Raw genomic sequence first — 25,125 nt, forward strand, 5'->3', positions numbered from 1 at the left:
AAGCACCTGACTTTAATTCAACTTCTCAAATAAATCAAATAAGTTAAGTCTACCTGAATCCTTCAATATTTTCTCTTCTCCATTATCTGATACATATGTTATTCTACCATTAGAGCCTGAGCCGTCTAATCCAATCAAAGCAAGAGCATACAGATAATATTCTTTATTTATAGTTAATTTGTTCATATAGGCTATTAGCGCCTCTAAATTCTTTATTTCTTGAAACTTTTCCATTCCTTCTCCATCAGATATAATCTTTGGTGGGATAGGAATTCCAGCTCCGCTCTCTCCACTTATTCTTATATGCATCATATTGTCGTTAAAGTTCTTCAATCTCTGAATAGTATCTTTGGAGTCAATAACACTTATACTGTAGCTATAGCCTTGTCCCAATTTTTGTTTAACCATATTTCTATCTTTAAATGTTGTATCTGGGGTTGCATACTCTTCCTTTCTTGCTTTTGAATCCGTTTTTCCTTTATAATTCTTTTTATAGTTATCCCATGCATCCATTTTATCTTCCGGTTGATAATATTGTTACTGAATTACAAATCCATTCCCATATCTACCAAAATAAATGTGGTAGATATTTCGTTATAGTATTTAAGTGCTCTTTCTCTTTTTTTATTAAAATACTCTAAGTTAACAATTACTATGAAGAGTAATTAATATTTATGTTACAGCAATAATTGCTATTAACTTTTTCAAAATTTTCATTCAACTCCAACTTTTACATCTCTCTGATATTCATAGGTTCTATATGGCATAGTAAATAATTCTCTAATACCTATTGTTCCACTCTCATGTATAACATTTTCCGTTCCATCACCCATATCAAATGTTATCCTACCATTTAAGCTTGAACCATCTAATCCTATTACTGAAAGAGCATACAAATAATATTCACCATTTTTTGTTGGTTTGTGCATGTATGCTATGAGTTCCTCCAAATTCTTTATTTCTTCAAACTCCTCCATTCCTTCGCCCTCTGATATAGTCTTTGGTGGGATCGGAATTCCTGCTCCGTTCTCTCCACTTATCCTTATATTCTTCATATTGTCATTAAAATTATCTATATATTTCTGCATATTTTCATTTTCTATGATTTTGTAGTTATAAAGGCTACGTTTCTTCCCTGATATATAGTCTGCAATATCTTGGCTGACTATATCGGTAAAGCTTTCATTCTGATTCGTAATTATCCAACTTTTCCCTGTATTATCACTGCATTCCAATTCCATTTCCAGCATATCTGCCAAAGTCACTGTAATAGCTATTTCTTCATAGTATTTAATTGCTCTATCTTCTCTTTTTTTATCCAAATACTCTACACCAACTATTGCTATAAACACTAAAGCCAATATACTTGTAATTACTAGGATTACCTTAAGTTTATTCTTCTCAATCACATTCATATATTCCCCTTAGTCAAAATATTTCCATAATATTTTAATCGAAATTATTTTAATATTTTTTGAATAAATCCCCTAAATACAATACCCCATATTCATCTATGATTTTTTCTTCTCCATTATCTGATTTATATGTTATTCTGCCACTAAATCCCGTTCCGTCTAATCCAACCACAGAAAGAGCATACAGATAATATTCACCATTTTTTGTTAATTTGTGCATATATGTTATCAATTCATCTAAATTCTTTATTTCTTGAAACTCATCCATTTTCTCTACCTCAGATATAGTCTTTGGTGGAATAGTAATTCCTGCTCCGTTCTCTCCACTTATTCTTATATGCTTCATATTGTCATTAAAATTATCTATATATTTCTGCATATATTCATTTTTTATAATTTTGTAGTTGTAAAGACTCTGCTTATCCCCTGATATATAATCTGTAATATCCCTAGTAACTATGTCAAGTAAACTTGTGTCACTCCCATTCATAACCCAAGTATTCCCTTTATTATCACTGCATTCCAAGTCCATTCCCAGTGTATCTGCCAGAATTACTGTAGTAGATACCTCATTATAGTATTTAAGTGCTCTATCTCTTCTTTTTTTATTCAAATACTCTATGCCAACTATCACTATAAACACTAAAGTCAATATACTTGTAATTATTAGGATTATCTTAAGTTTATTTTTCTCAACCACATTCATATATTCTCCTTAGCCAAAACTGCTTTAATACTTTTTGAATAGATCCCCCAAATACAATACCCCATATTCATCTATGATTTTTTCTTCTCCATTATCTGATATATATGCTATTCTACCACTAGCGCCTGAACCATCCAATCCAATTACAGCAAGAGCATATAGATAGTATTTTCCTTTTTTTGTTAATTTATTCATATAGGCTATTAAGTCTTCCAAATTCTTTATTTCCTGAAATTCCTCCATTCCCTCCCCCTCCGATATAGTCTTTGGTGGGATGGGAATTCCTGCTCCATTCTCCCCACTTATTCTTATATGCATCATATTATCGTTAAAGTTTTTTAATCTCTGAATGGTGTCTTTGGAGTCAATAATACTTATACTGTAGCTATAGCCTTGTCCCAATTTTTGTTTCACCTTATTTATATCTTTCAATATTGCATCTGGGGTTGCATACCCTTCCATTCTTGCTTTTACATCCGTTTTTCCTTTATAATTCTTTTTATAAGTATCCCATACATCCATTCTATCTTCCGGCTGATAAATTTCATGGCACGCATATGCCGTGTACAATCCAATGCATCCTCCCAAATAGCTCATATTAATACATTTATTGATTTCTTTAATTGCTAAAACCTTACTATATTCAGTTTCACCATCGGATCTCATTGCATCTACAAATCCTGAACTTGTTGATAACAGTGTGCAAATTACTCCTATGGGAGCAGAAATTGGCGCAAAAATCGGGTTTGCCATAGCTATAGATACTGCCGCAGTTCCATAATTGATTGCTGTAGCCACACCCGAGATATTTGCACCTATACTTTTTACTATATTTTCTATGAAATCGCTCATTCCACTCATAAAATCATCACCAGAAAACGAAAACAAGTGTACCTTATGTATATATGTTACAAAGCCCGGTAGAATACCTGTTGTATAACCAAGTCCTTTATCTCGAACTGTCTTATTTTCCATTCTACCATCAATATATTGCAACGTATATGTTTTTATATTTTTTGATATCCCTTCTGCTACTTCTTCTTTTTCTACAATAGTTGCTATTTTAGTGGTTAAATCCACTATTGCATTCTCTCCATTTTTTCCATAAAGATTACCTGCTGTAACCATTGTTTCCAATAGCTTTACATTCAAAAGCATATTTTCTATATTTTCCCAAACTTGATCTACACCCATATTTAATCCAACAATACTTTTATTATTTTCTTTCAAATATTTACAGACTTCTACATATCTAAACCAGTTTGAATTTTGTACTAAAGGCACTTTCCCTGCTGAAGCACAAAATCTACAATATGCTTCAGCCCATGAAGCTACATATATAAAATTATCTAAAATAGTAAGCTGTATTCCACTTTCCGCTATACTTCTATTATAATGTGAAGCAATATATCCACAATTAATAACCATTTTTAAAATTTCAACATCCTCACATACACATAAATACATTCCGAGTTTTATCAATGCGTCTTTTTCATTCTCTTTCATATGTGATACATGCCTTAGTAATAGCTTTTTAACAATTAATTCATCCACTGTTCCGTCATTATTTAAGAACTTAGGATACTTATTATAAGAAGTGCTTAGTGTATACTCCTGGCCCGATGTTACAGGTGATATTAGTCCTCCATGCTTGCAAACCAAGTATGCGTTTGTATCTAAGGCATATTTACCGTTTATGGAAATATTCTTTCTTACATTTTGCCATTCTCCAATCTCACAACGGCAACTATGTTTAACTAAAAATGGTTCTTCATCCCATTTAGCACATGAGACAAATCCATTAAACTTTTTATCACCTGTATTTGCAAGTGCTTGGGTTTCGCTAATGTCAGTATAAACACCGTGATCAGCACTATTAAGTGTAGAATAATAACTTCCACGACCGCAGCAAAGTACTGCTCCATTAACTAAGAATTCTGTGCTTTCATCATTATGTTCTTTCCAGTATTGTAGCATCTTTTCTCTTATCTTTTCCTTTTCTGCATATGTAAGATTGCTTACAGATGCAGAAAAAAAATCCTTTTTCTTACCTAATACTTCATATATCCATTCATCCTGATTCTTTTTTGTCATATACACACCTCATATATAATATATCTCTTATTTAGTATTTTACCCTAGATACACTTTGCTTCCCTGATGAGTTATTCCGTCATTCATTTCTATCTGTGTTCCGTTTTGTGTTATTTGTACTGATGTAGGTGATGTCAAACTTATACCTGCATTACTGCTTTCTATCAATACTTCCGTTTTAGCAGCTATTGATATCATTCCGTTACTTTTTATACTTATCCCCTTATCATCTTTAATTTCTATGCTTGAACCGTTATTATCTGTAATAAGTACACTTTCAGGACTTAATCTGATTTCCTTTCCTTCTTTATTCTTAAAAAATTTAATTTCAGGATTATCACGACCTCCTGAACTGCCTACATGAAAAGCATTTTGTACATATACATTTTGTTCATTTGCATCGGGAAATTTCACTATTACCCTATCTCCGACTTCCGGCATACAATACCAGCTTCCTCCTTCAGGTGAAGAATATACTGTAGCATAGTTTAGGAACGCCTTATCATCAGAATCGTTTTCATCATCATCTATACTCACTCTTACAAGTTCATTTTCAACTTGGCTTACCTTTGCAAATAATGCCGCACCTATAAGTTTTTCATTCTGATACGCCTTAGTCTTTACATCACTTTCTTTCATTAATATATACTCATTAATCACTTCTCTATATTCCAGTCTGCTAACTCTTGCTACAACAGCCAATTTCTCATCAAGAAATGTTAGTCTTTCCCCTATATCATAATGTTCTCTTACAGCAATCTTATAATATACTTTGCCGGAATCAAGTAAAGATCCCTCCCCGCTGTCAACTCCAAGTTCATAATATTCCGATCTCAAACAGTTTTCCTGCTTACTTGGAAGTCCTATAAAAAACTTAACCCCCTCTACACTATAGTCGGGATATATCACCGTATTAGCAGAAAATGCCAACCTTTTTATATACTCCCAATCAGTTTCCTTATACTGACACATAAACCCATGCGTTTTCTTATCATCACCTGAAGTCATTATAAATGCACTATTATTATAACCTTCTATGATAATATCAATAATATCTCTGTACTTAACTCCTTCATTTTGAAAGGTTCTTATATGCTCTTTTCCATCCATAAATATACTTTGTGTCATCAAGCCCAGAGTCATATAGTGAACATCTCCGTTACTTTTTATATTACAGGAAGTGATAATTCCGCAAAACAGAACTATACTCTTACCTTCATAGGTTTTAGCAATTATTTGTGTCAGCTTTCCGCCGGATGATAAATATTCTTCTTTGTTGGAACCACTTATAGTACCTCCAATGGTTGCCCTACCATGTTTATTGGGCAGAAGTTCTGAATAAAATTCCTGTATATCAATAAACTCAAAACCGACTGTTTCTAAAAGTTCCGCTCTCATCCTATACCTCCATGTGTTTATCTTATCTTGTATTAAGTAGCAGTCCAATTTCTAAATGTCTGCTGCTTAATTCACTTTTACTATTCTTAAACATATATAAATTCTTCGATAAAATCTTATATTATACACTTTTCACTAATATCTATCTTGTCACAGTAGCAAATATCACTATCTAATATATAGTAATTATAAACCATCAATATACTCACTCAACTTACTAATATTATATATCTCAATATCATTTAACATATTTTCTGAAAAATCATGGTCTTCTTTATACCATGCTGTTGCCTTGTTGAAATATTCATATTCAAATGTTCCCTTCTCATATGGTTTTCCATGCCTTGCATATATTTCCTCCATTGCCAGATAAGCTGTCAGTTTGGTAAATAATTCCGGAAATTCTCCGTTTATAAATTCTCCAAACTTTAGCTTGTCGCTATTTGGTAAAATCTCATTATATGAAATTTGTAAGATATCCATTGGTATTTTCTCACCACTTGATGAAACTCCGAATCTCTCTACAAACTGCTCATAATCTGACTTTGTTTTACAATAATTGTCTAAAAGATACATTCTTTTTCCAAGACCATAAAACACAATATCATTATACCAATGAGATATTTTACTTATTCTCCAATTTCCGTTATCATCCCTAGTAAATACTACCTCTCCATAATCCTGCTTTGGTAAAGCATCCGATATAACAACATGATATATAAAAGGTACTTCCAAATGAAGTTCATTATTACCAACTGATTTCAATCTGAAATCTCCTTGTGTATCAATGGCATATCTTAATCCATACCCTGTCTTCTCATCTCTTTCCACCTGCTGTGCCATTCCACGACTATATCTGCCGATTTCATACATTTGTGTAAAATATGCGTATGTTTCATCAGTCATATAATTCAGATGTAATTGTTCGAGCCTCTTTTCATCCTCTTTCCTGCTAAAATAGTATTTATCAAAACCATCTGAATCCCTGTAAGCAATTCCTGAATCCCCAAGTTCTATCTCTTTTTCCATAAAAGTGACTATCTCCTTAATGATATCATGTGCTTCTTCTAATCCAAATTCATCACTAACTCCATAATCATGTCTCATATCTGCAACTTTATTGCTTTGTACACAAGAGCACACTACAATTGCCACACAAAATATCAAAATAAAGTATTTCATCAGTTAGTTCTACCTCCTCTACTAAGAGCCCCTTCAGGAATATCACCAAAAGACGAACCCCCATTGCTTCCAAAACCATCGAAATATGAACTCCCGTCATTATTCAATCTATTAGTTTTCCTAATCAGAACGCTATCATCAGTATTTCCTTCTATAGAATATATAATGTCTGTTCTCTTATCATAAGCGATAATTATGCCTGTATGTCCTACCCATTTTTCTTTACCATCTTCAATTATCTTCTTCAAATGAAAAAACAAGTCTCCTCTTTTAGGTTCATAATTTGAAGAAACCGGATAATACCTATCAGCTTTCTTGTAAATATTTTTACCTGTCAAGCAATATGAAAACTTAGGAATCTTACCTTCATCCAATGTCCCTGATTTATTGCTATTCAACATACCTGATTGAGCTGCACACCATGATACAAACATCCCACACCATGGTTCTTTATTCATCCCATACCACTTACCATATATGGTATCATTATCCCCTTCATCTGATTCTACATATTCACCATTCTCATTTATATAAATTTTTTTATTTTCTTTAAAACCTGTAATTTCATATCTCTGGGACATAGCAATATCAATTAATTTATCTATATTACCTGCTGTATAAACTCCATTTTCATCAATAACATACACTCTCCCATCTTCCCCTTGTATTTTTTCAGACTTTGCCATATGACCATCTTCATGAAAATAGTACCATTTATCACCTATCTGTTTCCAACCTGTTCTCATAGCTCCGTCTGTATGGAAATAATACCACTTACCATCTATCTGCTTCCAGTCTGTTCTCATAGCTCCGTCCGTATGGAAATAGTACCACTTGCCACCTATCTGTTTCCAATCTGTTCTCATGGCTCCATCTGTATGCAAGTAATACCATTTTCCTGATACCTGTTTCCAGCCTGTCTGCATCACTCCGGTAGACTCAAAATAATACCATTTACCGTCTATCTGCTTCCAGCCTGTTACAAGTTTTCCATTTTCTTTGTACATCCAGCCCATCTCGGTTTTAACCCATCCGTTACTCTCTGCCTTCTTTATATCACTTGATAAACTATTTCCATTCCTAACAGCTGCTTTTGCTACTGTACGCACTCCTGTTGTATCATGATACAGCACATAATTTATATCTTTTATTCCCATAGCCTTTTCTCCTGATTTATTTAACTCTGTTTTAGTCAGGTTTCCTGCTACTGTAGGAATAGAGCCTTGTCCCATTTTCAAAAAATCCATTTCTACTCTTTGTTCCAAATTTCCATTTACTAAAACTCGGGATGGAATCGAACCTAATGCGTTTTTTGCCATTTTTTCCATATTGAATTTTCTGTTACCGACTCTTTTATTTGGTGTTTTATTCTCCGTTTCCTTAGTATTAAATGACACCTTTTTACCGCTCATATCTACACGGTTATTTATTTTTATAGATGAACCCATATGCCGCCTCCCAATATATCAAATACAAATATATGTACAAAAATATTACCTATATTACTCTAATACTACATCTTCCATTTCTTACTCCACTTCATCATAACCGGATATTTTAGCTTCTTCTTTTCTTCCTTCCCATCCATAATGATTTCCTGCATAATCAATATACATGAATTTTCCCGTTCCGATTTCTAAAATATCTCCATCTTTCAGCTCTATAGAAGTATATATGGCCTTTTCGTTTAATCTTACAAATCCCATACACTCTTCTCCTAACAGTGTACCCTTAAGTACTCTCATATCAAAAGCTATTACAGCATGTCTATTATCCCTTATATCATCATCGCCAAGGATTTGTATAGTCATAGTATCGTTTCTACCTATATAGTTTTTCCCTTCGATTAGGTTATACGAACATCCCTGTCTGACTCCCTCTATACAAACCAGCCATGCACAAATAGGAAACTCTTCTTCAAGTGAAAGTCTTTTCAAAAATCTCTTATCTTTGTACTTTTCCTCTAAAGTAGGATTTTCTCTTTTTAAAGTTCTATATTTCCTATTCTTTAATAACAAATCTTCTTTATTTCCAATTTCTTTATACTTCCATTTGCTCAAAAGTTCTTCATGTTTTGGCAAAAATTCTTTATATAAAAATTTATTGTTGCCAATCTCTAAAATATTTTTATCTTCCAATACATATTTATCATATTGGGGTTTGTCCTTAATATATACAATCCCATCTGCTCTTGCCGGTAACAACATTCCCTTATTTTCTTTCTCATCAAAGTATATGAGAGTATGTTTTTTCTTCATCTTCTCATCCCCAAGTATCTGTATCTCATTGTCTCTGTCCGTACCTATAAAGTTTTCTCCAAAGCTTATTACATAACTCTTTCCTCGTCTTACACCCTCTATACATACAAGCCATGCACATACCGGTCTCTCTTCCTTTAGGGAAAGTCCACATTCTTTTCTTAAATTTACATAGACTTTTTCAGGAGTGTCCAAATCAAAACCGCAGTGCGGACATATTGTTCCATATCTTGTTTTTGAAAACCTGTGTCCGTAAGGGCAGTCCATTATGTTTGACATCTTTTCCTCCTAACTGCTGCTAATCCACCAAGATCTTTCTTTGCATAAAGCCTGTGTTTTTTTGTCCGTCCGGATCTTTTGCACTGCTTAATATATCCAAAAGTCCGGTATAAATTTCTTTATTGCTTAAGTGAGTTCCCTTTAACTTTCCTTCTTTAAATGCTATATAGTTTTCTATAATACTTCTATCTATTCCTTCCATACTGTTTATGACCATATAACAAAAGATTCTGTCAGTTTCTTCACATTTTTTTGTATTAAGGTATTCTTTAGCATATGCTTTTAATACATCTATATTAAATGACTTCTCACCATAACCTGCATAATCTGCATTCATCAGATGTATAGTATCATACTCAGATCTCATGTCGGCAAAGTCAAGATAAGTATCCCTTAATATAAACCCCGACTTAAGCAAAAAGTCGCAAAGTAAAATCTCTCCATCACTATTTTCTTCCTCTTCAGACAGAAAAGCCTCTATTTCGCTTATTATAAAGTCTTTATCCCTTACCTCTTTACGCTTTAACTTTAAATATTCCCTTTTCTCGGCATTGGTGTAGGCTACTTTTATTTCTTTATGTATCTGATATACCTCTCCTTTTAGTTTTACAATTCCCTTTCCTATGATAATACATTTATTTTCATGGTCTGAGCTTAATCTTAGGCCTCTTATAACTCCGTTTGTGTATCCCTCATAAATAATTGAGAGCAGATCCCTTGGGTAGTCTCTTATTATTTCAAGCGCTTCTTTTTTTAAGATTCTTCCGTTCTCAAACAAAGGGTATCTGTTTTCCATTAGCTTCTCCTTCTATATTTAGTGTTCTCCATCAAAAAAATCACAAATCCACTCGTCGGTTTCAAACTTATACTCCTGCCCCTCTCCTGCATATAATATATCTTTCAACCTATATACCGGTATTATCTGAAATCCCCATTTTTTATAGTCTACAAAGGCAAATATCTTCAATTCCCCATTCTGTATATCATCAGTGTCTTCCTGCTTAATATATCCGCTATATCTTCCGGCAAGTTCCATTCTGTCAGTCTCTCTTGCCTCATCTTTTTTAAAGTGAAACAGATATTCGTATCTTATATTCTCCGAAGCATCATACAGATACATTCTAAGTAATATATCCTCCAAACTTCTTAACAAACTACCGGTCATTTTATTACTTTCAAAACCGTCAATAAGTACTTCCTCTTTGCCTGAATAGGACAATGCCTTAATCTTATATGGTATCAGTGCCTCTTCTTCTCGAATATCAAAACCTGCATATCCTGTACGCTTATCATACAGATACCTCATAAGTCCATCGACACATGCAAGTTTAAGTTCTTCTTTTTTTACACTGCCCCCACTTTGCATCATATTACCGGGTACAAATTCTTTCAGTGCGTCTCTAAAAAGACCGATCTTGCAGGACTGCCCTGTAAGCCTTATCATATCAAAGTTATAAAGTTCCCCATTTATATAAAGTCTTTCCATAAATGCTTTCATAACCGCATATATTTCACCGGCAATAAGCTTTTCCACTTCATAACGGTTAAAATTTATCTTTGGCATTTCCTCCAGTATCTCAAGTTTATCTTCTTTAAATACAGAAATCTTATAACGATCCGCCTCAAGCCTTAGAAGTCCCGACTTTATATTCTTATCCTCCGGTACTTCTATAACAATATCATTTCCCGAAAAAAGTCCTTGTTTTATTTCATCTGCCAGGGTGAATAAAAAGAAGTAATTATTTCTTACCCTGTAATACCCTTCCTTTCCATAGGTCTCAAAGTTCTTAAAAGCAGTAGGTAAAATTTCTTCCACACTTTCATAAGCTTTTTGCAAGCCCTCATAGAAGCTTTCCACACTTTCCTCATCAATATATCTGTAAGGATCTCCTGAGAGTTCATCAATCACTTCACTTCCAAGATCTTTCTCAAGTCCAAGAAGTTTGGATACAATTTTCAGTTTTAGAAGTTGCATTATTCTATAGGTAATATTATTACCTCCAAAATCCGTATTACCGTTTTTGTAGCTGTTTTCCATGATATAGGTCTGTATATCACCCTTTGCATGTACCTTAAACTTACAGGCACTAAGATCCGTGGTTCCTCCTCCACAGTCCATTATCAGTGCCTTATAGCTTTCACCGTCTTTTAAGCGATTTTTCTCCCTCATCTTACTTATAAAACTATAAAGTACTGCCGTGCTTTCATCCAAAGTAACCTTTATTTCTACCGACAGCATTTCCGACAGAATACTAAGCATTTGCTCATACACATGCTTTTGCTTTACCGGTACTGTAATATAAACCTCTTTTATACGGCATTTAAAACTGTCCCTTGTAATGTCCAGTACATGCCTTAGGTATGCCCCTATAATCTCTATTCTTTGTACGTATCTGTACCTTCCCTTTGAGTCTGTGAGTTCTTCCTTCCTCTCAAAATCTCCTACCCATCTTTTGATATCATAAAAGACCGAAAATCCTTTATCCGTATAGCTTAGATTGGCATACCACAAAGCTTTTCTTCCAAAAGCATACTCTATACTACCTTCTTTAACCTCTGTTACCGCCACAACTGTTGGAATCATCATCTCTGTAAAATTTTCTCCACCAACAGATTCAAAAAACAGTGTATGGCAGATAGTATTTTCCTTTATACCTCTTTGCTTTGCAGTATTTATCTGTCTGTAATAGCTGCTGTCCGCATACATGGCAACAGTTGTATTGGTAGAGCCCAAATCCAGAGCTATCGGCATGTGTAAATCTATAAGTGGAAGTACTTCAAAGTCCATTATAGGAAGTTTATAGGCTTTATATCTTAGAAGTGTCGTATTTCCTTCTTCGTTTCCCATATATGTATGATAGATAAATCCGGAAGCCTCTCTTTCCATAAGATAAAGGCTGTAATCCTTAATTTCTGTAGCAACACCTGACAGATCCGCCTCTTTTACCAAATATAAAGAATCCTTTTTATCTCCCATTGCTACAACATTAAAGACGGCACACACCTTTTTATCTCCACTTACAATCAGGGCATTTGTATTTAAGAATTTATCTTTGTACTCAATTTTATAATCATCTAAAAAATTTAATGCAGCACCTTCATAAATACTGATCTTTCCGGATATGCGAAGTTCTTCTTTCTCCGGCTCTCTTATACTGAATTTATCAAAGATTTGCTCTATACGTTCCCTTCCACCGGGTATCTCTTTTCTTATCAACTCATCTTCAAAGCTTTGGCAATATGAAAGAATCATCTCTATAAGCTCTTCATTTGTCAGGTTCTTATCAAGTCCCTTTACTATATGCTCCCTACGACAAACCTCCCTTAGTCTGTATTCACTCATTAACTCAAGCTCGCTTCTTGAATACAGTGCAGCCTGTTCCACTTTTATTTCTCTGTTAAGCTTATAGCCCATAGCATCCCTACCGTCCTATACCTTTATTTTTATAATAGCCTAATATATTGCTATCTCTCCGATTCTCATACTCTCACCTACTCCTATCACACCAAAATGATGTTTCCAAAAGACATCCATTTCATAAGACAATGACAAGAACATATCTTTAAGCATTTTTACTGTTTCAATATCTTTTTTTGTCTTATCCACCCCTGTAAAAAGAATAAGTTTTTTAACATTCTCACTATGTATGTATAGATTGGAGTTTGGATAAAGCTCTCTCAATGCTTTTTTAAAAATGGTGATATAATCTCCGCAGCTATATAAATCAAGCAGGCAAAATATAATTCTTTTCGCCTTTTCAAAGCCAAGAAAAAATAGTGTCTCTCTAAATCTCTTCAAAAATGCTCCTGACTCTATCTCTTTTAAGATATACATCGCCCTAAGCTCCTTTTTATCCGCTCCGCTCCTAAGATCCCATACTGCTATATAATGCATCATCACATCCAGAAATAGTTCTCGTATATGTTCATATCCTACTATATCCGGCAAAAATATATCACCCAGTTCATTTGAAAAACGATACAAAGGATTCACTTCCAATTCCGTATCTTCAACTGTATCATAATTTAAAAAATCAAAAGAACTTTCCGTATACGGGCTGGGACTTTTACTGTTTATAAATCTAAGTTCTTCCAATTTGTATCCGTTTTTCTTTGCTTTTAATACAATTTCCCATATACAGTTCATACTTTGCTCCTAATCCCTACACCTACTTTATATAACTATTTTCCAAAATGCCTACACAACTATACTCATCAAAACCAAGGTCAACCTGCGAAACGGCGTATCTTACCATTCCCTCACAAAGATTGCTGTCACTGCAACTTCTCAATAAGCCACCTTATCTTTATATCTTTTAATTCAATTTGTCTATAACAAAAATCAAAACTATATAGCAAGTTTTTCCAATAGTAATGACTTCTACATCCTACTCTATATATATCAGCTTAACATTTTCATCAAATTCAATACTGTCGGCTATCGCCTTACTTACAGCAACTTCTTTTAATTTTTTACAATTTAAAAATATTTCGCTTCCAACATTCTCCATAGACTTCGGCATATAAACTTTTTTTAAATTTTTACAATCAAAAAAGCATCTGTAGCCTATATAAGTTACCCCCTCCGGAAACTCTACATTTTTTAAATTATTACATTCACCAAAAGCTAGATACCCAATTATTTCTAATCCTTTCGGAAATACCACACCATCTATTTTAGACTGATAAAATGCATAATTTGCTATACTGACTGTTCCCTCTTTAATAATAATTTCCCGTCTTTCTTTATCTACAGCTTCTATAAGATGATTACTTACATATTTACAGCCATACTCATCCTCTCTAATATTATTGTAGAATTTTGTATTTTGAAATGCACGTCCTATATATTCCGGACTTCCCTCAAATTTTATATCTTCTAAGTTTATACAATCAAAAAAAGCTGCCGATTCTATTTGTTTTACCTGACTTGGAATTACTATTCTTTTTAATTCAATACAATCACTAAATGCACCTTCACCAATATTTTCAAGTTTTTTAGGTAAATCCACCCTCTTCAATTTTTCACAACTTTCAAATGTATAATTGCCTACATTATTAATGGACTCAGGTATTGATATTTCAGTTAAACTTTTACAATCAGAAAATGCTAATGAACCTATATATTCAATGCCTTCGGGTATAAAAATATCTTCAAGATTTATACAGTCTGCAAAGGCTGCATTACCTATAGACTTTAGACCTTCCGGTAAAACAATAGTTTTTAAATTTGTTGAATCTTGAAATGCACCACCTGCAATAACAGTTATATCATCCGATATTATAATATTTTCTTCTCTATCAGTTGATTTGAACAAAATATGCTTATAGCACTTTAATCCATATGGATTTATCGGCAGTCTTTTAAACCACTCAGTTTCTTCAAAAGAATTTTCACCGATTTGAGTAATACTATTCGGCATATTTATTTCTGTAATATTATTGCACCTACTGAAAGCATCATTTTTTAGTATCTCTACATTTCCTAAATAGACATATTTAAGGTTTTCACATCCGTCAAATGTTTCAAACTCTATAACTTTTAATTTTTCAGGCAAAACCACTTTTTCCAGACTCCTACAATTTGAAAAAGCTCTTTTGCCAATATTAATTACAGAATGAGGTAACTCTATAGCCTCAAGCCTTGCACAATCCCCGAATGCATCATCCTCTATTACTTCCAGAGATTCGCCAAAATGTATCTTTTTTAAATTAGTACAATACCGGAAGGCTTTTGAATGTATTACTTTTACACTTTTCGGAATATATAATTCCACCATAAAAAGACTGTCTAAAAAAGCTCCATCCATAATCTCTGTTGTACCTTCAGGTATTATTATAGTCATATTTCTATTTACTTGCTCTACTATCCCCCATTTATAATCGACAACTTTATTATTTCTTATAACTATATGCCCTCTAAAATTTAACACTGTGTAAATGATACAGATAATAACTATACTGAAAACAATTATCCCAAAATAATTACCTTTTAACTTCTTCAACATATAATCACCTATATATTCTCATTCAGAAAAGTTGTATGATTTAATTATATTTCTCACACTTTCCCCTTCTTTCTTGAATTTTTTAGCTGCTTTTATTAAATCGTCAGATTTCTCTTTTAATCTTTTTATCTCTCCCCACATGTATTTTTCACCATATACTATATATGTATCACCCGGTTTATTTAGCTTTCCATACCATGAAACCTCAGTTTTTCTTCCTCCGTTATAAATATCACTTATACTCATATATCTATTATCTTCATATATAATTATCCTTAGAAGCTTTCCTCCCCAACCTATTGCAGAATTATACTCAGATAATTGTTTAATCAATATATCCCTTTCTGATTCCACAAAAATTGTTAACATAAAATCTATTGCTGTTAAATATACACCTGTTACTGTTTCAGCTATACCCGCAGCGGTAATTGCTACAGTTTTTATTGCTCCCTGAATAGTATCTTTTAATTCATCTTTCCTCTCTTTTATAAATTGCTCATCTTCTAGGGCTTTTTGAAAAATATACGCATACGCCTCATCCAAGTACACAATATATCGTTTTACAGTAGCTAAACCGGTATTTGCTGCAAACCAATTTTCACAAGAGTATGGTAGTGTCCATTGCACTAAACCTATATCATTAGAAATTATCTTATCCTGATTACCAATCAGTTTATAATCAAATGCATTTTCTCTCTTACAATCTATCTCGAAATAATAATCTCTATTCGCATAAAGTTTAACATCTATCCAATATTTCCAGTGGTATGCAACTGTTTTACTCTCATGAGAATCTATATCAATATATAATATTTCTTCCGGAAACCTGTCTTCTCTGATTATATCATGTTTTTTTATCTCGTACTCACCTATACAACAAGCTTCACCACGTATATGTTCATAAACAAATATAAACCCAGGTACCTCTATAATTGTATTATTATAAAACTCTATGCCAAAATTATATAAACCCGAATTTCTAACCCTTACATGACCGATAAAATCCTTTCTATCTCTCCCTCGTCTCCAACTCCCTTTTTCATCCTCAACTATTTCTACAGCACCTTTTATATACTCATTTTTATAGCTTGGTGTATTTTGACCTGATGTTTGAAATGAAACTATTCCCCCTTTTGAACATATTGTTGTTGCATTCTGTGTAACTGCTCTACCAGGTTTTTTAGCATCTTCATTTGATATTATTAAATTAATATTTACAACATCTGACCACTCTCTCAATTCCGGCTTACATTTACACCAATTGTTTTTATTTTTCTTACACATACCAAAACCTTTTACATTTTCAGACTTATAATCATTTGATGTAATTAGTTGCTTTTCATCTGCTGTATAAATTCCATTTCTATTTATCAAGTTTAACACACATGAGCTACTTCCATAGTTGCAAACCACTTTAGCCCCCCTTACAACGTAATCATAATATCCTTTCCCTGCCACTTCCTGATAATCATACATTTTCTGCAAATTACTCTTATCGTTCTTCTCCATATTATTCACCCTTACTTGATTACAATTATAAATTATAACTATTTTCCAAAACCCCTACACAACTATACTCATCAAAACCAAGGTCAACCTGCGAAACAGCGTATCTTACCATCCCCTCACAAAGATTGCTGTCACTGTTTCTTAGGAATTTTAAAATTAATTTGGGGCTATCTTTCTTTATCGCAATCTCTCCCTCAAAAAAACTATTCATGTCAGGTAAGATTTTATCTTCTTCTTTTAAAAATTGTTCCTCTACAGCTTCAAACCTTTCACAGGATTTTAAAGATATATACTCTGAAATATCAAGTTCTTCAATTATCCTTTCTATTTCTGCCTTGGTATGTATTTTTACATTTCTATTTTTCTCCCATCTTCCAATCATGTTTTCTTTTCTTTTATTACTTATTAAATCTATGGGTAATTCTTCTTTTGTATAACGAATATCAAAGATATTATAGCCGGTAAGGTCACTGTAGCTTTCCTCATAGGACTTTATAAAAATTCTTTCATCTTCATGTCTTATGCCGACCATTCCTTCTGTTTTTGCTATCAGTCTTAATGCTACTTCTTTATCTTTTGATAATACCATCTCCCTCTCATAGTACAATCCGTCGTTACATGGACTCAAAAAAGTGCTGCTTTTAAATAAAGTTTTTTCTATATTCCATACCGGATATATATCTTCTTTGATCATATCAGAGTATTTCCCATAGTCCACTTCCACTCCTCTTGCATCATCCGGTACATCTGACAAGTCAATATCAAAAAAACGATCAATATATACTGTATTTACAGTATCCCATATAAGCCCGTTGTGTGAGAATGTTTCATGTAAATCGGCTACTTCTCTCCTGTATCGAAAAGCTTTCTTCGGCTTTACAAAAATCTCCACTTGTTCTCTTTCTTTTGTGAAAGTAACTCTCAATTTATCCTCTAAAAAATTTTTGCAAACACTGTCCGTTGCATTTAAATATACAGCTTTCACATTGTTTTCTCTTTGTTTTTCTTCTATTGCATCCTTCTCCTCTAATACATCTTTCTCAGATATAGGATAAAATCGTTTTAAAAATACCTTTTCTTTTTTTGAAAGCAACATTATCGCAATTTCATAACTTTCTTTCCTATCTTCCAGTTCATCATATACTTTCTGATATAATGTTTTGAATCTTTCTTCAAATACTTCACTCATCTTATAAAGACCTTCATACAAAACACTTTTAGCCAGAGTATATTCATCTTCATCCTTTATCTCGGAAAGTCTGTCCTTCACATATTTTTTTTCATCAAATTCGTCTAAATATCCCATATCCGTATCAACTCCTATAATATCAGTTGGAAGAAGACTCCGACTCGCTTGTTTGCTGTACCGTGGATTCATTAGTTGCTGTTGAGGGTACTGCTTCTTTCTGTTTTTTCTCATCTATCCTTTTTTGTACATCATTAAGCTTTTTATCCATCTCGATGGTGTTTATCTCATCATTAAGCTTAACATAAAGTCTTCTTGCATACTCATAGTTTTCCCTTGCTGTTTCAAAATCACTTCTCTATACATATTTAATAGTATATTACTCTATTTAATAACATTTATACCACAACATCCTCTTATCACATAAATATTTCTACACGCTCATAATATTATCTTAATTATATCAAATCATATAATATTTTTCATTTGTTTTTTGTTGTATTTTTATAATATATATGCCGCCCCAAGCGAACAAATAAGTTTAGCAGACTGTGTAAAATCCTGCGAAGTTTTAAGAAAGAGTTGCGATTAACATTCCCGACAATATCTTTCCACCCATCAAAAAAGGACACCCATCGATGTCCTTTTTTATTCTTACTGATTTGTAAATGCTGTCTGTAAATTATTGAGTTCGAGAATCGCCGGGGCTTCTCTGAAGTTTTGGTAGGCAAAGATTCCAAACCCTGAAACTTCGCCGGTTTCTCTTGCCGCCTTTACCTGTCTGAGCAGGATATCATTATATCTTAACCATTCTGAAACGGCATTGCCGTCCTTTATATCCTTACCGGTTCTGTAAAGTCCCAGTCCTATATGCAGCTTTACATTGCTATTGCCTTTTTCTCCTTCTTCCATATATGCAACATTAATGCCCCAGATATGGTTTTGTGTTGCCCGACTGCCTCTTTTTATGGTTTTATTTTGTAAAAGGCTATAGTATATTCTCTTGTTCTGTCAAATACATATTCTTCAAGCTTTACTCCTTTAAATGGCAAAGTCCTCTTTTATTATATCCATAGATATTATATACCTCAAGGAAATATACTGTATTTTGCTACATTCTCCTTAATTTTATCTGCTCTTTCCACTTATAAAATCTTATAAGCAACTAATAGTGAGCCTTGACAGCTTAATAACCACTTAAAAACTCTATCTGTGGGAAGTATGCCCATTTTAGATGGATTAAATCAGTTATAGCGTCATGGATTAAGTTTAAAGATTTATGGTACGGTACTTAATTTAAATATTGTGTCGTAAATAATTCAGGTTAAGTTATAAAGTTATGAAACTATATAAATTTCTCACATATAATTATTGAACCGGCTCCAACGGTTTCATTGCAACTTCTCCAGTATAATCCATAACAAGCACCGGATTTCCTCCGTTCTTATCAAATCTGGTTACACGCCAAGGCCAATCTTCTCCTTCTTCATTGCCATATTCGTATAAGAATATATAGTTGTCACTACAATATAACTGTGGCACATACTTACTTTCATAGTCTTTAATTCTACTGTGTATCAATATGTTAATACCGGTATCCATATCTGTAATAAAAACCTTTATTTTTTTCTCTTCCTCCATGCTGAACTGTCCATTAGATATAGTATATAAAAAGTTGTCATTCACTTCATAGTCTTGTATATAGTCATCAGGATCTATAGGATACCTTGGTGTATTGATTATTTCATAATCAATATTTGAGCCATCTTCCGCCTTTTCTATATCTTCTGCTTTTACTCTAAGCATTGCATACATATGAACCGTAAACTCCACTTTATCTTTTTCTTCTCTACTTACGCTTCCTGTATCGTTAAACTTAATTTTATCTATATAGTTCTTATCTCTGTACAAAAACTCCATAGGTTGGTAAAAGTATATATATCCATTTAATACTCTATAATAGCTGGGATTTTCTCTAAGTAAGCCTATACTTACTAACTCATATTCATCCATATTTCTGTCTTTCATTATATCCCACTTATCCGAATTATTTCTTATTTCATCATCCAGATTTTTTACCCATGTATCATAAGCCTCTACTATATTCGTTGTATTGTTTCGATCCCAGCTTGAAGCTTCCTTATAGTACCGAAATGTAGTCAGTTGTTTTTGTTTGTACCTTACTTTATTCCATCCAAGCAGATAATGATACGGAACATCTACCCCCATACCCGGCTCATAACTTGCCTCTCTTATGATACGCATACTATATTCATTAAATACAACACTGCCGGCTCCTCCCCCTATTATTTGATCATAATAAATCTTAGATGAATAAATCTTTCTGCCATCTAAAGTATACTTACTGAGCATATCACCATTGAACAAGTATATATACTTACCATCTATATAGTTTCTGTCTCCCTTTCCTTTAATTATAGGTTTTATCCCACCATTTATATTTACCAATTGCTTTTTATCTATATATCTACTCATCTTGCACATTCCAAATGTATCTTTACAAAAGAAAAATATGTCCGAATTATTCTCCATAATTGAGCCTATATAATTTGAGCCTGAATATACCTCATCTACTGCTTTGCCCTCATTATCCATATACATTAATCTACCCTTATATAAAAAATATATACCGTCTTCCACTTGACATACATTCCCCATACTTTTTACAGTAATATTTTTATTATCTGTAAAAAATATTTTTCTAATAACAGTCGGATATTTACTTGCAGGTATATACATAAAATCACATAGTGAAAGTGTAAAATATCCTACAACAATAAAGAATAAACCTATAATCCATGGTTTCTTTTTATTTTTCATATTGCTCCCTTAGATATATTTCTTAATATTTCACATTTTCTTTTTTCTTAACAACTCACTACGGTTCCCCGGTATTTTTCTCTAATATTTCTAACCTTGGCTTTTTCAACTCTCATTCATTAAATCACTTAATTCTTCTGTTTTATAAAACAGCCCCATAGTTCTCGCATCACTTTCAATGGCCTCTCCATTTTCCAATCTATAAATTGTATTTTTATAAATCACTCCATCTTTACCTTTTCTCATCTGTGATACAGCCATCTCTCCATTACTTCTCAGGTAGTACCAATTCTCGGATTTATCCTGTCTTCATTCCGATGATACCATCTCACCATTACTTCTTAAGTAATACCATTTACCTGCCTCTTTTATCCAACCAGTTTCCATAATTCCGTTTTTATCAAAATAATACCATTTGTCATCTATCTGCTTCCAACCTGTTTGTACCTCTCCATCCTGATTCAGATATTTCCATTTTCCCGTATTTTTATCTTTCACCCAACCTACATATGATACTGCCCCCAATACTATATTTTTAGGTTCTACATCAGCTTGAGCTGCTCCTGTATGTACTCCTTATATTCCTCCCCCATATAAACTATTTGCAAATAAAGTATTAACATCTCCATTTTTCCAATTTGCCGGATTGAATGCCTCACTGCTTCCTACTACAGTAGGTATACTTCCCAAAGCTATTTGTTCTATATATGTTTTTACTGCCTCTGTTTTCGTTCCTTTTACCATCCCCATAGAAGGTATAGCACCCAATGTCACCTGCCACGCTCTGCTCATATCTACTTTTAGAAGCTTATTTGTCTGTGATTTGGCATATTCCCCTGTTTTATTGCCTATAAAAATTGTTCTTTTACTGCTTATATCAATATTTCTTTTTATTTTTAACGATGTCTTACTCATTATTTACCCCCATGATATTGACTAACTGTTTTAATAACCTCCAATGCCGCTCTTTTCCATTCTTTTCTATCTTTATACAGACAGCTGAAAGTCCCCTGTATTAAATTATTTCCTGTACATGCAAGATGCATTATATTATAGGCTTCATCATCTATCCCATAACTTTGAAAATCAAATAAACATAAGTACCGGATGTGTATTGGGTTCGATTTTCAAACTTACATCATAAATATCTTTTACTTCAAAAATACTGTCTATAAATATATCATCCAGTGAGTATGCCATACGCTCTCCTTTAAATAAATAAGCTATAAAGTTAAAATCCCATCTACAATTATTGAGCCGGCTCCACCAGTTGCATTACAATTTCTCCGTTTTCGTCTATTACCAATACAGCATTACTACCATCTCGGTTAATCCTTGTAATGCATTGTTTTTCTCCATAATCACCGTATTCGTAAATAAATATGTATTTATCTGTAGCAAATATTTCGGGCGATTCATTACCAAGGAAAAGCCTCTTCTTTTTATAAACTTCCTTATTCAAGCCGGTGTCAATATCTATAGAATAAATATATAGATTTCTATCTTCTTTATCTGTATATTCATCCTCATTTATTACATATACATTTTTGTTATTAACAATGAATCTACTCCAATCTCCCGATATATCCGGGCTTTTACTTACCCTTTTATAATTCACATAAGTTTCATTAGAGCTGTTTTTTATATCATCTACACTAATTCTAAATACTGCTTTTACATTGATTTCACAGGTGAAATTTTCTTTATCTTCATCACTATATTGCTCTTCCAAAGTCATTTCTTCCGACTTTCTTTTGTATTCCTTATCCAGATAAGTAATTTTCTGATTTCCGTAAATATAAATATATCCATCTACTTCATCTGAAAAATTCCAAACTGATAATTCTATACTTTGTAACTCATAATCATCTAGTTTTTTTTCATTTACTTGATTATATATTCCTCCGGCTCTTACTTCTTCATCCACTTCTTTTGCTAAATCATCATAATTTATAACATCTTCTCTACGATATGAGTCCCATTCCTCCGGTTCTAAATAATATCTTGAAAACTTTACTTCATGTAGAAGGTACTTTATCTTATTTCCATCAAGTCTGTAATATTGTGGAACACTAAGAGCTATACGTTCACCTTGATACCATTTATAAAAAATATAATCATCAAATATAGTATGACTTGTCGTAAAATCTAGTGCCTCTTTATTGCTAAAAATCATCTTCCCACTAAAATCATATTTTCTTAATCCATGTTTCCCATTTAATGTATATATATTTTCACCTTCCATATACATCTTACCTGAATCATTGGTAACTTTTGCTATTTCTCCATTTGGATTCACCTTATAAATACTCGCAACATCATCACATTCACGCAAAAAAATAGTATTATCTTTTGCTAAAACACCAACAATTTCGCTTGGTATCTTGCAGATTTCATTTATATTTCCATCAGAGTTTTCCATATACATAAGCCTGCCTTTATATACAAAATATATACCGTTTTCTGCTTGTTCCACCTTACTGATTACTTTTACACCATTTTTTCCATCCTGATTTGTTTTATTTTCCCGACTGTATGTATCTGATGAGATATACATGGAGTTAATTTTAGGCAGTGTGTAAAATATTAAAGCGAATATAGGCAATACTATAGCAACCACTACTGCCCATGTGAATACTATTTTTCTCATAATTCTATTTCTCCAACGCCTGCATTACTACTTCTCCATTTTCATCTATTACCGATACAGGGTTACTGCCGTCACGATTGACTCTGGTAATACACAGTTTCTCCGAATTATCAATATATCTGTAAATAAATATATAATTATCTGTTACAAAGATTTCTATCATACGTTCATCTGCAGACAACCCCTTCATTGTATAAATTTCTTTTGATATACCTGTTTCAGTATCTATCTCATATATTTGGAATTCTCTATATTCCCGATTATTCTCAACATAATCTTCAATATACGATATATATACCTTTTTATCACTAACAATAAAGTCATTCCTATAACGTCCATTTAACGGCCTATCTATAACATCATAGCTGATAACATCACTGTCCAATATGTTTTTTATATCATCCACTTTAACTCTGAATATAGGATATAGTTTTATCTCATACTTTATTTCGCCTATATACTCTTCATTTTCATATGTATTTTTATATTCGTTTATCCTTCCGGATAACTTGTCTTTATAATTTTTATCTCTATAAGTAAGTTTCTGCTCTCCAAGAAAATAGATGTATCCATCTGAAACCTCTGAAAAATCTCCAATTGATAATTCGATACTTTGGAGTTCATAGTTATCCAAATTTCTATCAATTATTTCTCTTTTTCTTACCTTTTTATCCATCTCTTTTGCAAACGAATCATACGGTATAACTTCTTCTTTCCAGTAAGAATCCCACATTTCCGGAGGTATATAATATTTTGAAAAATTTAAGTAATGTGCTTTATATTTTATTTTGTTTTTATCAAAAATATAATATTTGGGCACAGAAACTTTTGCATAAGAATAATCAATGTACAAAACATATTCATCAAATATAGTATTATCGGAAAGCCAATTATATTCCAATTCATTTTTAAAAATCCTTCTACCATTAAGGTCAAATTTTTCGAAATCAGCCCCTCTAACCAATGTATAAATATTATTTCCTTCTGTATATACTATTCCTGATTCAGGAATAATTCTTTCTGTAGTACCGCTTGAGCTTACCTTATAGACGCTATGGTTCCCATCCTCTCGTAGAAAAACGTCATTACCTTTTGCTAATACCCCCAAAATGTCTCTTGACATTTTACAAATCTCTCTTACTGCTTCACCATCTCCTTCCATATACATCAGTCTGTTCTCATAAACAAAATATGTACCGTCTTTTCCTTGAACAACTTTATTAAGTTCTTTTCCACCTTCACCGGCATCATTATCTACTATCTTTTCTTTTTGCCAATGCTTATCTGCTGATATATACATAAAGTCGAATTTAGGCAATACAAAAAATATCAATACTATCATAAAAATAATCATGAAAACTAAGGTGAAAAATACTGCTATCAGTAACCTTGTTTTTTTCTTCATTCGTATAGTGTCTCCCCATTCAATAGTCTTATACAATTCCTTTAAATAACCGGATAAAATACACTTTATTGTCTTCAGTTATAGCAATTTTATCATCCCCTCTATCTAACTCTACCCAATATGGGACTCTTTGGTCAATTCTAAATTCATACAATTTCAATTAAATATACATCTCCCTTATGATTCGTAAATTC

At 32.7% G+C, this 25,125-nt stretch carries 22 protein-coding genes and 2 pseudogenes; all 24 read right to left on the reverse strand.

The window, feature by feature from the left end; all coding sequences use genetic code 11:
- Positions 1–12 precede the first annotated feature (12 nt).
- A pseudogene (locus J4O15_RS02525) lies at positions 13–330 on the reverse strand (hypothetical protein); the annotation flags it as partial.
- A 383-nt stretch (positions 331–713) separates the two neighbouring features.
- Positions 714–1,415: a hypothetical protein gene (locus J4O15_RS02530; protein ID WP_208099575.1), complete on the reverse strand. Its 702-nt coding sequence runs from the start codon at positions 1,413–1,415 to the stop codon at positions 714–716.
- A gap of 49 nt (positions 1,416–1,464) precedes the next feature.
- On the reverse strand, positions 1,465–2,121 hold the full coding sequence (locus J4O15_RS02535) for a hypothetical protein (RefSeq protein ID WP_009220621.1): 657 nt from the start codon (positions 2,119–2,121) through the stop codon (positions 1,465–1,467).
- 24 nt (positions 2,122–2,145) lie between these two features.
- A complete protein-coding gene (locus J4O15_RS02540; RefSeq protein ID WP_208099576.1) occupies positions 2,146–4,215 on the reverse strand; it encodes a PAAR-like protein in 2,070 nt (689 codons plus the stop codon).
- Between the two features lie 39 nt (positions 4,216–4,254).
- The gene (locus J4O15_RS02545) at positions 4,255–5,613 is read right to left on the reverse strand and encodes a contractile injection system protein, VgrG/Pvc8 family (protein ID WP_208099577.1); all 1,359 of its coding nucleotides are present in this window, start codon (positions 5,611–5,613) and stop codon (positions 4,255–4,257) included.
- A 186-nt stretch (positions 5,614–5,799) separates the two neighbouring features.
- Positions 5,800–6,795, reverse strand: coding sequence for a YARHG domain-containing protein (locus J4O15_RS02550; protein WP_208099578.1), 996 nt, complete (start codon positions 6,793–6,795; stop codon positions 5,800–5,802).
- Complete coding sequence (locus J4O15_RS02555; RefSeq protein ID WP_208099579.1) at positions 6,795–8,243, reverse strand: CHAP domain-containing protein; 1,449 nt, start codon at positions 8,241–8,243, stop codon at positions 6,795–6,797. The genes J4O15_RS02550 and J4O15_RS02555 overlap by 1 nt, the downstream gene beginning before the upstream one ends.
- Before the next feature lie 81 nt (positions 8,244–8,324).
- Positions 8,325–9,332, reverse strand: coding sequence for a hypothetical protein (locus tag J4O15_RS02560; protein WP_208099580.1), 1,008 nt, complete (start codon positions 9,330–9,332; stop codon positions 8,325–8,327).
- A gap of 19 nt (positions 9,333–9,351) precedes the next feature.
- Positions 9,352–10,128, reverse strand: a complete 777-nt coding sequence (locus J4O15_RS02565) for a hypothetical protein (protein WP_208099581.1) — start codon at positions 10,126–10,128, stop codon at positions 9,352–9,354.
- Between the two features lie 18 nt (positions 10,129–10,146).
- Positions 10,147–12,747: a molecular chaperone gene (locus tag J4O15_RS02570; RefSeq protein WP_208099582.1), complete on the reverse strand. Its 2,601-nt coding sequence runs from the start codon at positions 12,745–12,747 to the stop codon at positions 10,147–10,149.
- A gap of 39 nt (positions 12,748–12,786) precedes the next feature.
- Positions 12,787–13,479, reverse strand: a complete 693-nt coding sequence (locus J4O15_RS02575; protein ID WP_208099583.1) for a hypothetical protein — start codon at positions 13,477–13,479, stop codon at positions 12,787–12,789.
- Positions 13,480–13,501: 22 nt separating this feature from the next.
- Positions 13,502–13,624, reverse strand: a complete 123-nt coding sequence (locus J4O15_RS16100; RefSeq protein WP_279545183.1) for a hypothetical protein — start codon at positions 13,622–13,624, stop codon at positions 13,502–13,504.
- A 96-nt stretch (positions 13,625–13,720) separates the two neighbouring features.
- Positions 13,721–15,340 (reverse strand): leucine-rich repeat domain-containing protein, encoded by a 1,620-nt coding sequence (locus tag J4O15_RS02580; RefSeq protein WP_208099584.1) that lies wholly within the window; start codon positions 15,338–15,340, stop codon positions 13,721–13,723.
- Positions 15,341–15,358: 18 nt separating this feature from the next.
- Entirely contained in the window at positions 15,359–16,849 is a 1,491-nt protein-coding gene (locus J4O15_RS02585) for a DUF4280 domain-containing protein (protein ID WP_208099585.1), read from the reverse strand.
- 25 nt (positions 16,850–16,874) lie between these two features.
- Positions 16,875–18,155 (reverse strand): hypothetical protein, encoded by a 1,281-nt coding sequence (locus J4O15_RS02590; protein WP_208099586.1) that lies wholly within the window; start codon positions 18,153–18,155, stop codon positions 16,875–16,877.
- A 22-nt stretch (positions 18,156–18,177) separates the two neighbouring features.
- Positions 18,178–18,306: a hypothetical protein gene (locus J4O15_RS16105; RefSeq protein ID WP_279545186.1), complete on the reverse strand. Its 129-nt coding sequence runs from the start codon at positions 18,304–18,306 to the stop codon at positions 18,178–18,180.
- Positions 18,307–18,689: 383 nt separating this feature from the next.
- Complete coding sequence (locus J4O15_RS02600) at positions 18,690–18,947, reverse strand: hypothetical protein (RefSeq protein WP_243761942.1); 258 nt, start codon at positions 18,945–18,947, stop codon at positions 18,690–18,692.
- A gap of 456 nt (positions 18,948–19,403) precedes the next feature.
- The gene (locus J4O15_RS02605; RefSeq protein WP_208099587.1) at positions 19,404–20,876 is read right to left on the reverse strand and encodes a hypothetical protein; all 1,473 of its coding nucleotides are present in this window, start codon (positions 20,874–20,876) and stop codon (positions 19,404–19,406) included.
- Positions 20,877–20,981: 105 nt separating this feature from the next.
- Complete coding sequence (locus tag J4O15_RS02610) at positions 20,982–21,122, reverse strand: hypothetical protein (RefSeq protein ID WP_243761943.1); 141 nt, start codon at positions 21,120–21,122, stop codon at positions 20,982–20,984.
- Between the two features lie 12 nt (positions 21,123–21,134).
- Positions 21,135–21,182 (reverse strand): annotated as a pseudogene (locus tag J4O15_RS16415) (hypothetical protein); the annotation flags it as partial.
- Between the two features lie 3 nt (positions 21,183–21,185).
- The gene (locus J4O15_RS15850; protein WP_330638604.1) at positions 21,186–21,374 is read right to left on the reverse strand and encodes a hypothetical protein; all 189 of its coding nucleotides are present in this window, start codon (positions 21,372–21,374) and stop codon (positions 21,186–21,188) included.
- A 78-nt stretch (positions 21,375–21,452) separates the two neighbouring features.
- Positions 21,453–21,791: a hypothetical protein gene (locus J4O15_RS15855; RefSeq protein WP_243761945.1), complete on the reverse strand. Its 339-nt coding sequence runs from the start codon at positions 21,789–21,791 to the stop codon at positions 21,453–21,455.
- A 334-nt stretch (positions 21,792–22,125) separates the two neighbouring features.
- On the reverse strand, positions 22,126–23,526 hold the full coding sequence (locus J4O15_RS02620) for a hypothetical protein (protein ID WP_208099588.1): 1,401 nt from the start codon (positions 23,524–23,526) through the stop codon (positions 22,126–22,128).
- Positions 23,527–23,530: 4 nt separating this feature from the next.
- A complete protein-coding gene (locus tag J4O15_RS02625; protein WP_208099589.1) occupies positions 23,531–24,931 on the reverse strand; it encodes a hypothetical protein in 1,401 nt (466 codons plus the stop codon).
- Between the last annotated feature and the right edge of the window lie 194 nt (positions 24,932–25,125).

Source organism: Lachnoanaerobaculum sp. Marseille-Q4761, assembly GCF_017565785.1.
Classification (GTDB): domain Bacteria; phylum Bacillota; class Clostridia; order Lachnospirales; family Lachnospiraceae; genus Lachnoanaerobaculum.

Bases quoted from the DNA above. Each gene is read 5' to 3' on its own strand.
- J4O15_RS16105 (WP_279545186.1), bottom strand. From the start codon at position 18,306: ATGGATAAAAAGCTTAATGATGTACAAAAAAGGATAGATGAGAAAAAA.
- J4O15_RS02545 (WP_208099577.1), bottom strand. From the start codon at position 5,613: ATGAGAGCGGAACTTTTAGAAACAGTCGGTTTTGAGTTTATTGATATA.
- J4O15_RS02610 (WP_243761943.1), bottom strand. From the start codon at position 21,122: ATGAGAAAAGGTAAAGATGGAGTGATTTATAAAAATACAATTTATAGA.
- J4O15_RS02530 (WP_208099575.1), bottom strand. From the start codon at position 1,415: ATGAATGTGATTGAGAAGAATAAACTTAAGGTAATCCTAGTAATTACA.
- J4O15_RS02575 (WP_208099583.1), bottom strand. From the start codon at position 13,479: ATGAACTGTATATGGGAAATTGTATTAAAAGCAAAGAAAAACGGATAC.
- J4O15_RS02605 (WP_208099587.1), bottom strand. From the start codon at position 20,876: ATGAAAAATAAAAAGAAACCATGGATTATAGGTTTATTCTTTATTGTT.
- J4O15_RS02570 (WP_208099582.1), bottom strand. From the start codon at position 12,747: ATGGGCTATAAGCTTAACAGAGAAATAAAAGTGGAACAGGCTGCACTG.
- J4O15_RS02540 (WP_208099576.1), bottom strand. From the start codon at position 4,215: ATGACAAAAAAGAATCAGGATGAATGGATATATGAAGTATTAGGTAAG.
- J4O15_RS02600 (WP_243761942.1), bottom strand. From the start codon at position 18,947: ATGGAAGAAGGAGAAAAAGGCAATAGCAATGTAAAGCTGCATATAGGA.
- J4O15_RS02580 (WP_208099584.1), bottom strand. From the start codon at position 15,340: ATGTTGAAGAAGTTAAAAGGTAATTATTTTGGGATAATTGTTTTCAGT.
- J4O15_RS02560 (WP_208099580.1), bottom strand. From the start codon at position 9,332: ATGTCAAACATAATGGACTGCCCTTACGGACACAGGTTTTCAAAAACA.
- J4O15_RS02550 (WP_208099578.1), bottom strand. From the start codon at position 6,795: ATGAAATACTTTATTTTGATATTTTGTGTGGCAATTGTAGTGTGCTCT.
- J4O15_RS02535 (WP_009220621.1), bottom strand. From the start codon at position 2,121: ATGAATGTGGTTGAGAAAAATAAACTTAAGATAATCCTAATAATTACA.
- J4O15_RS02625 (WP_208099589.1), bottom strand. From the start codon at position 24,931: ATGAAGAAAAAAACAAGGTTACTGATAGCAGTATTTTTCACCTTAGTT.
- J4O15_RS02555 (WP_208099579.1), bottom strand. From the start codon at position 8,243: ATGGGTTCATCTATAAAAATAAATAACCGTGTAGATATGAGCGGTAAA.
- J4O15_RS02565 (WP_208099581.1), bottom strand. From the start codon at position 10,128: ATGGAAAACAGATACCCTTTGTTTGAGAACGGAAGAATCTTAAAAAAA.
- J4O15_RS15855 (WP_243761945.1), bottom strand. From the start codon at position 21,791: ATGAGTAAGACATCGTTAAAAATAAAAAGAAATATTGATATAAGCAGT.
- J4O15_RS02590 (WP_208099586.1), bottom strand. From the start codon at position 18,155: ATGGGATATTTAGACGAATTTGATGAAAAAAAATATGTGAAGGACAGA.
- J4O15_RS02620 (WP_208099588.1), bottom strand. From the start codon at position 23,526: ATGAGAAAAATAGTATTCACATGGGCAGTAGTGGTTGCTATAGTATTG.
- J4O15_RS02585 (WP_208099585.1), bottom strand. From the start codon at position 16,849: ATGGAGAAGAACGATAAGAGTAATTTGCAGAAAATGTATGATTATCAG.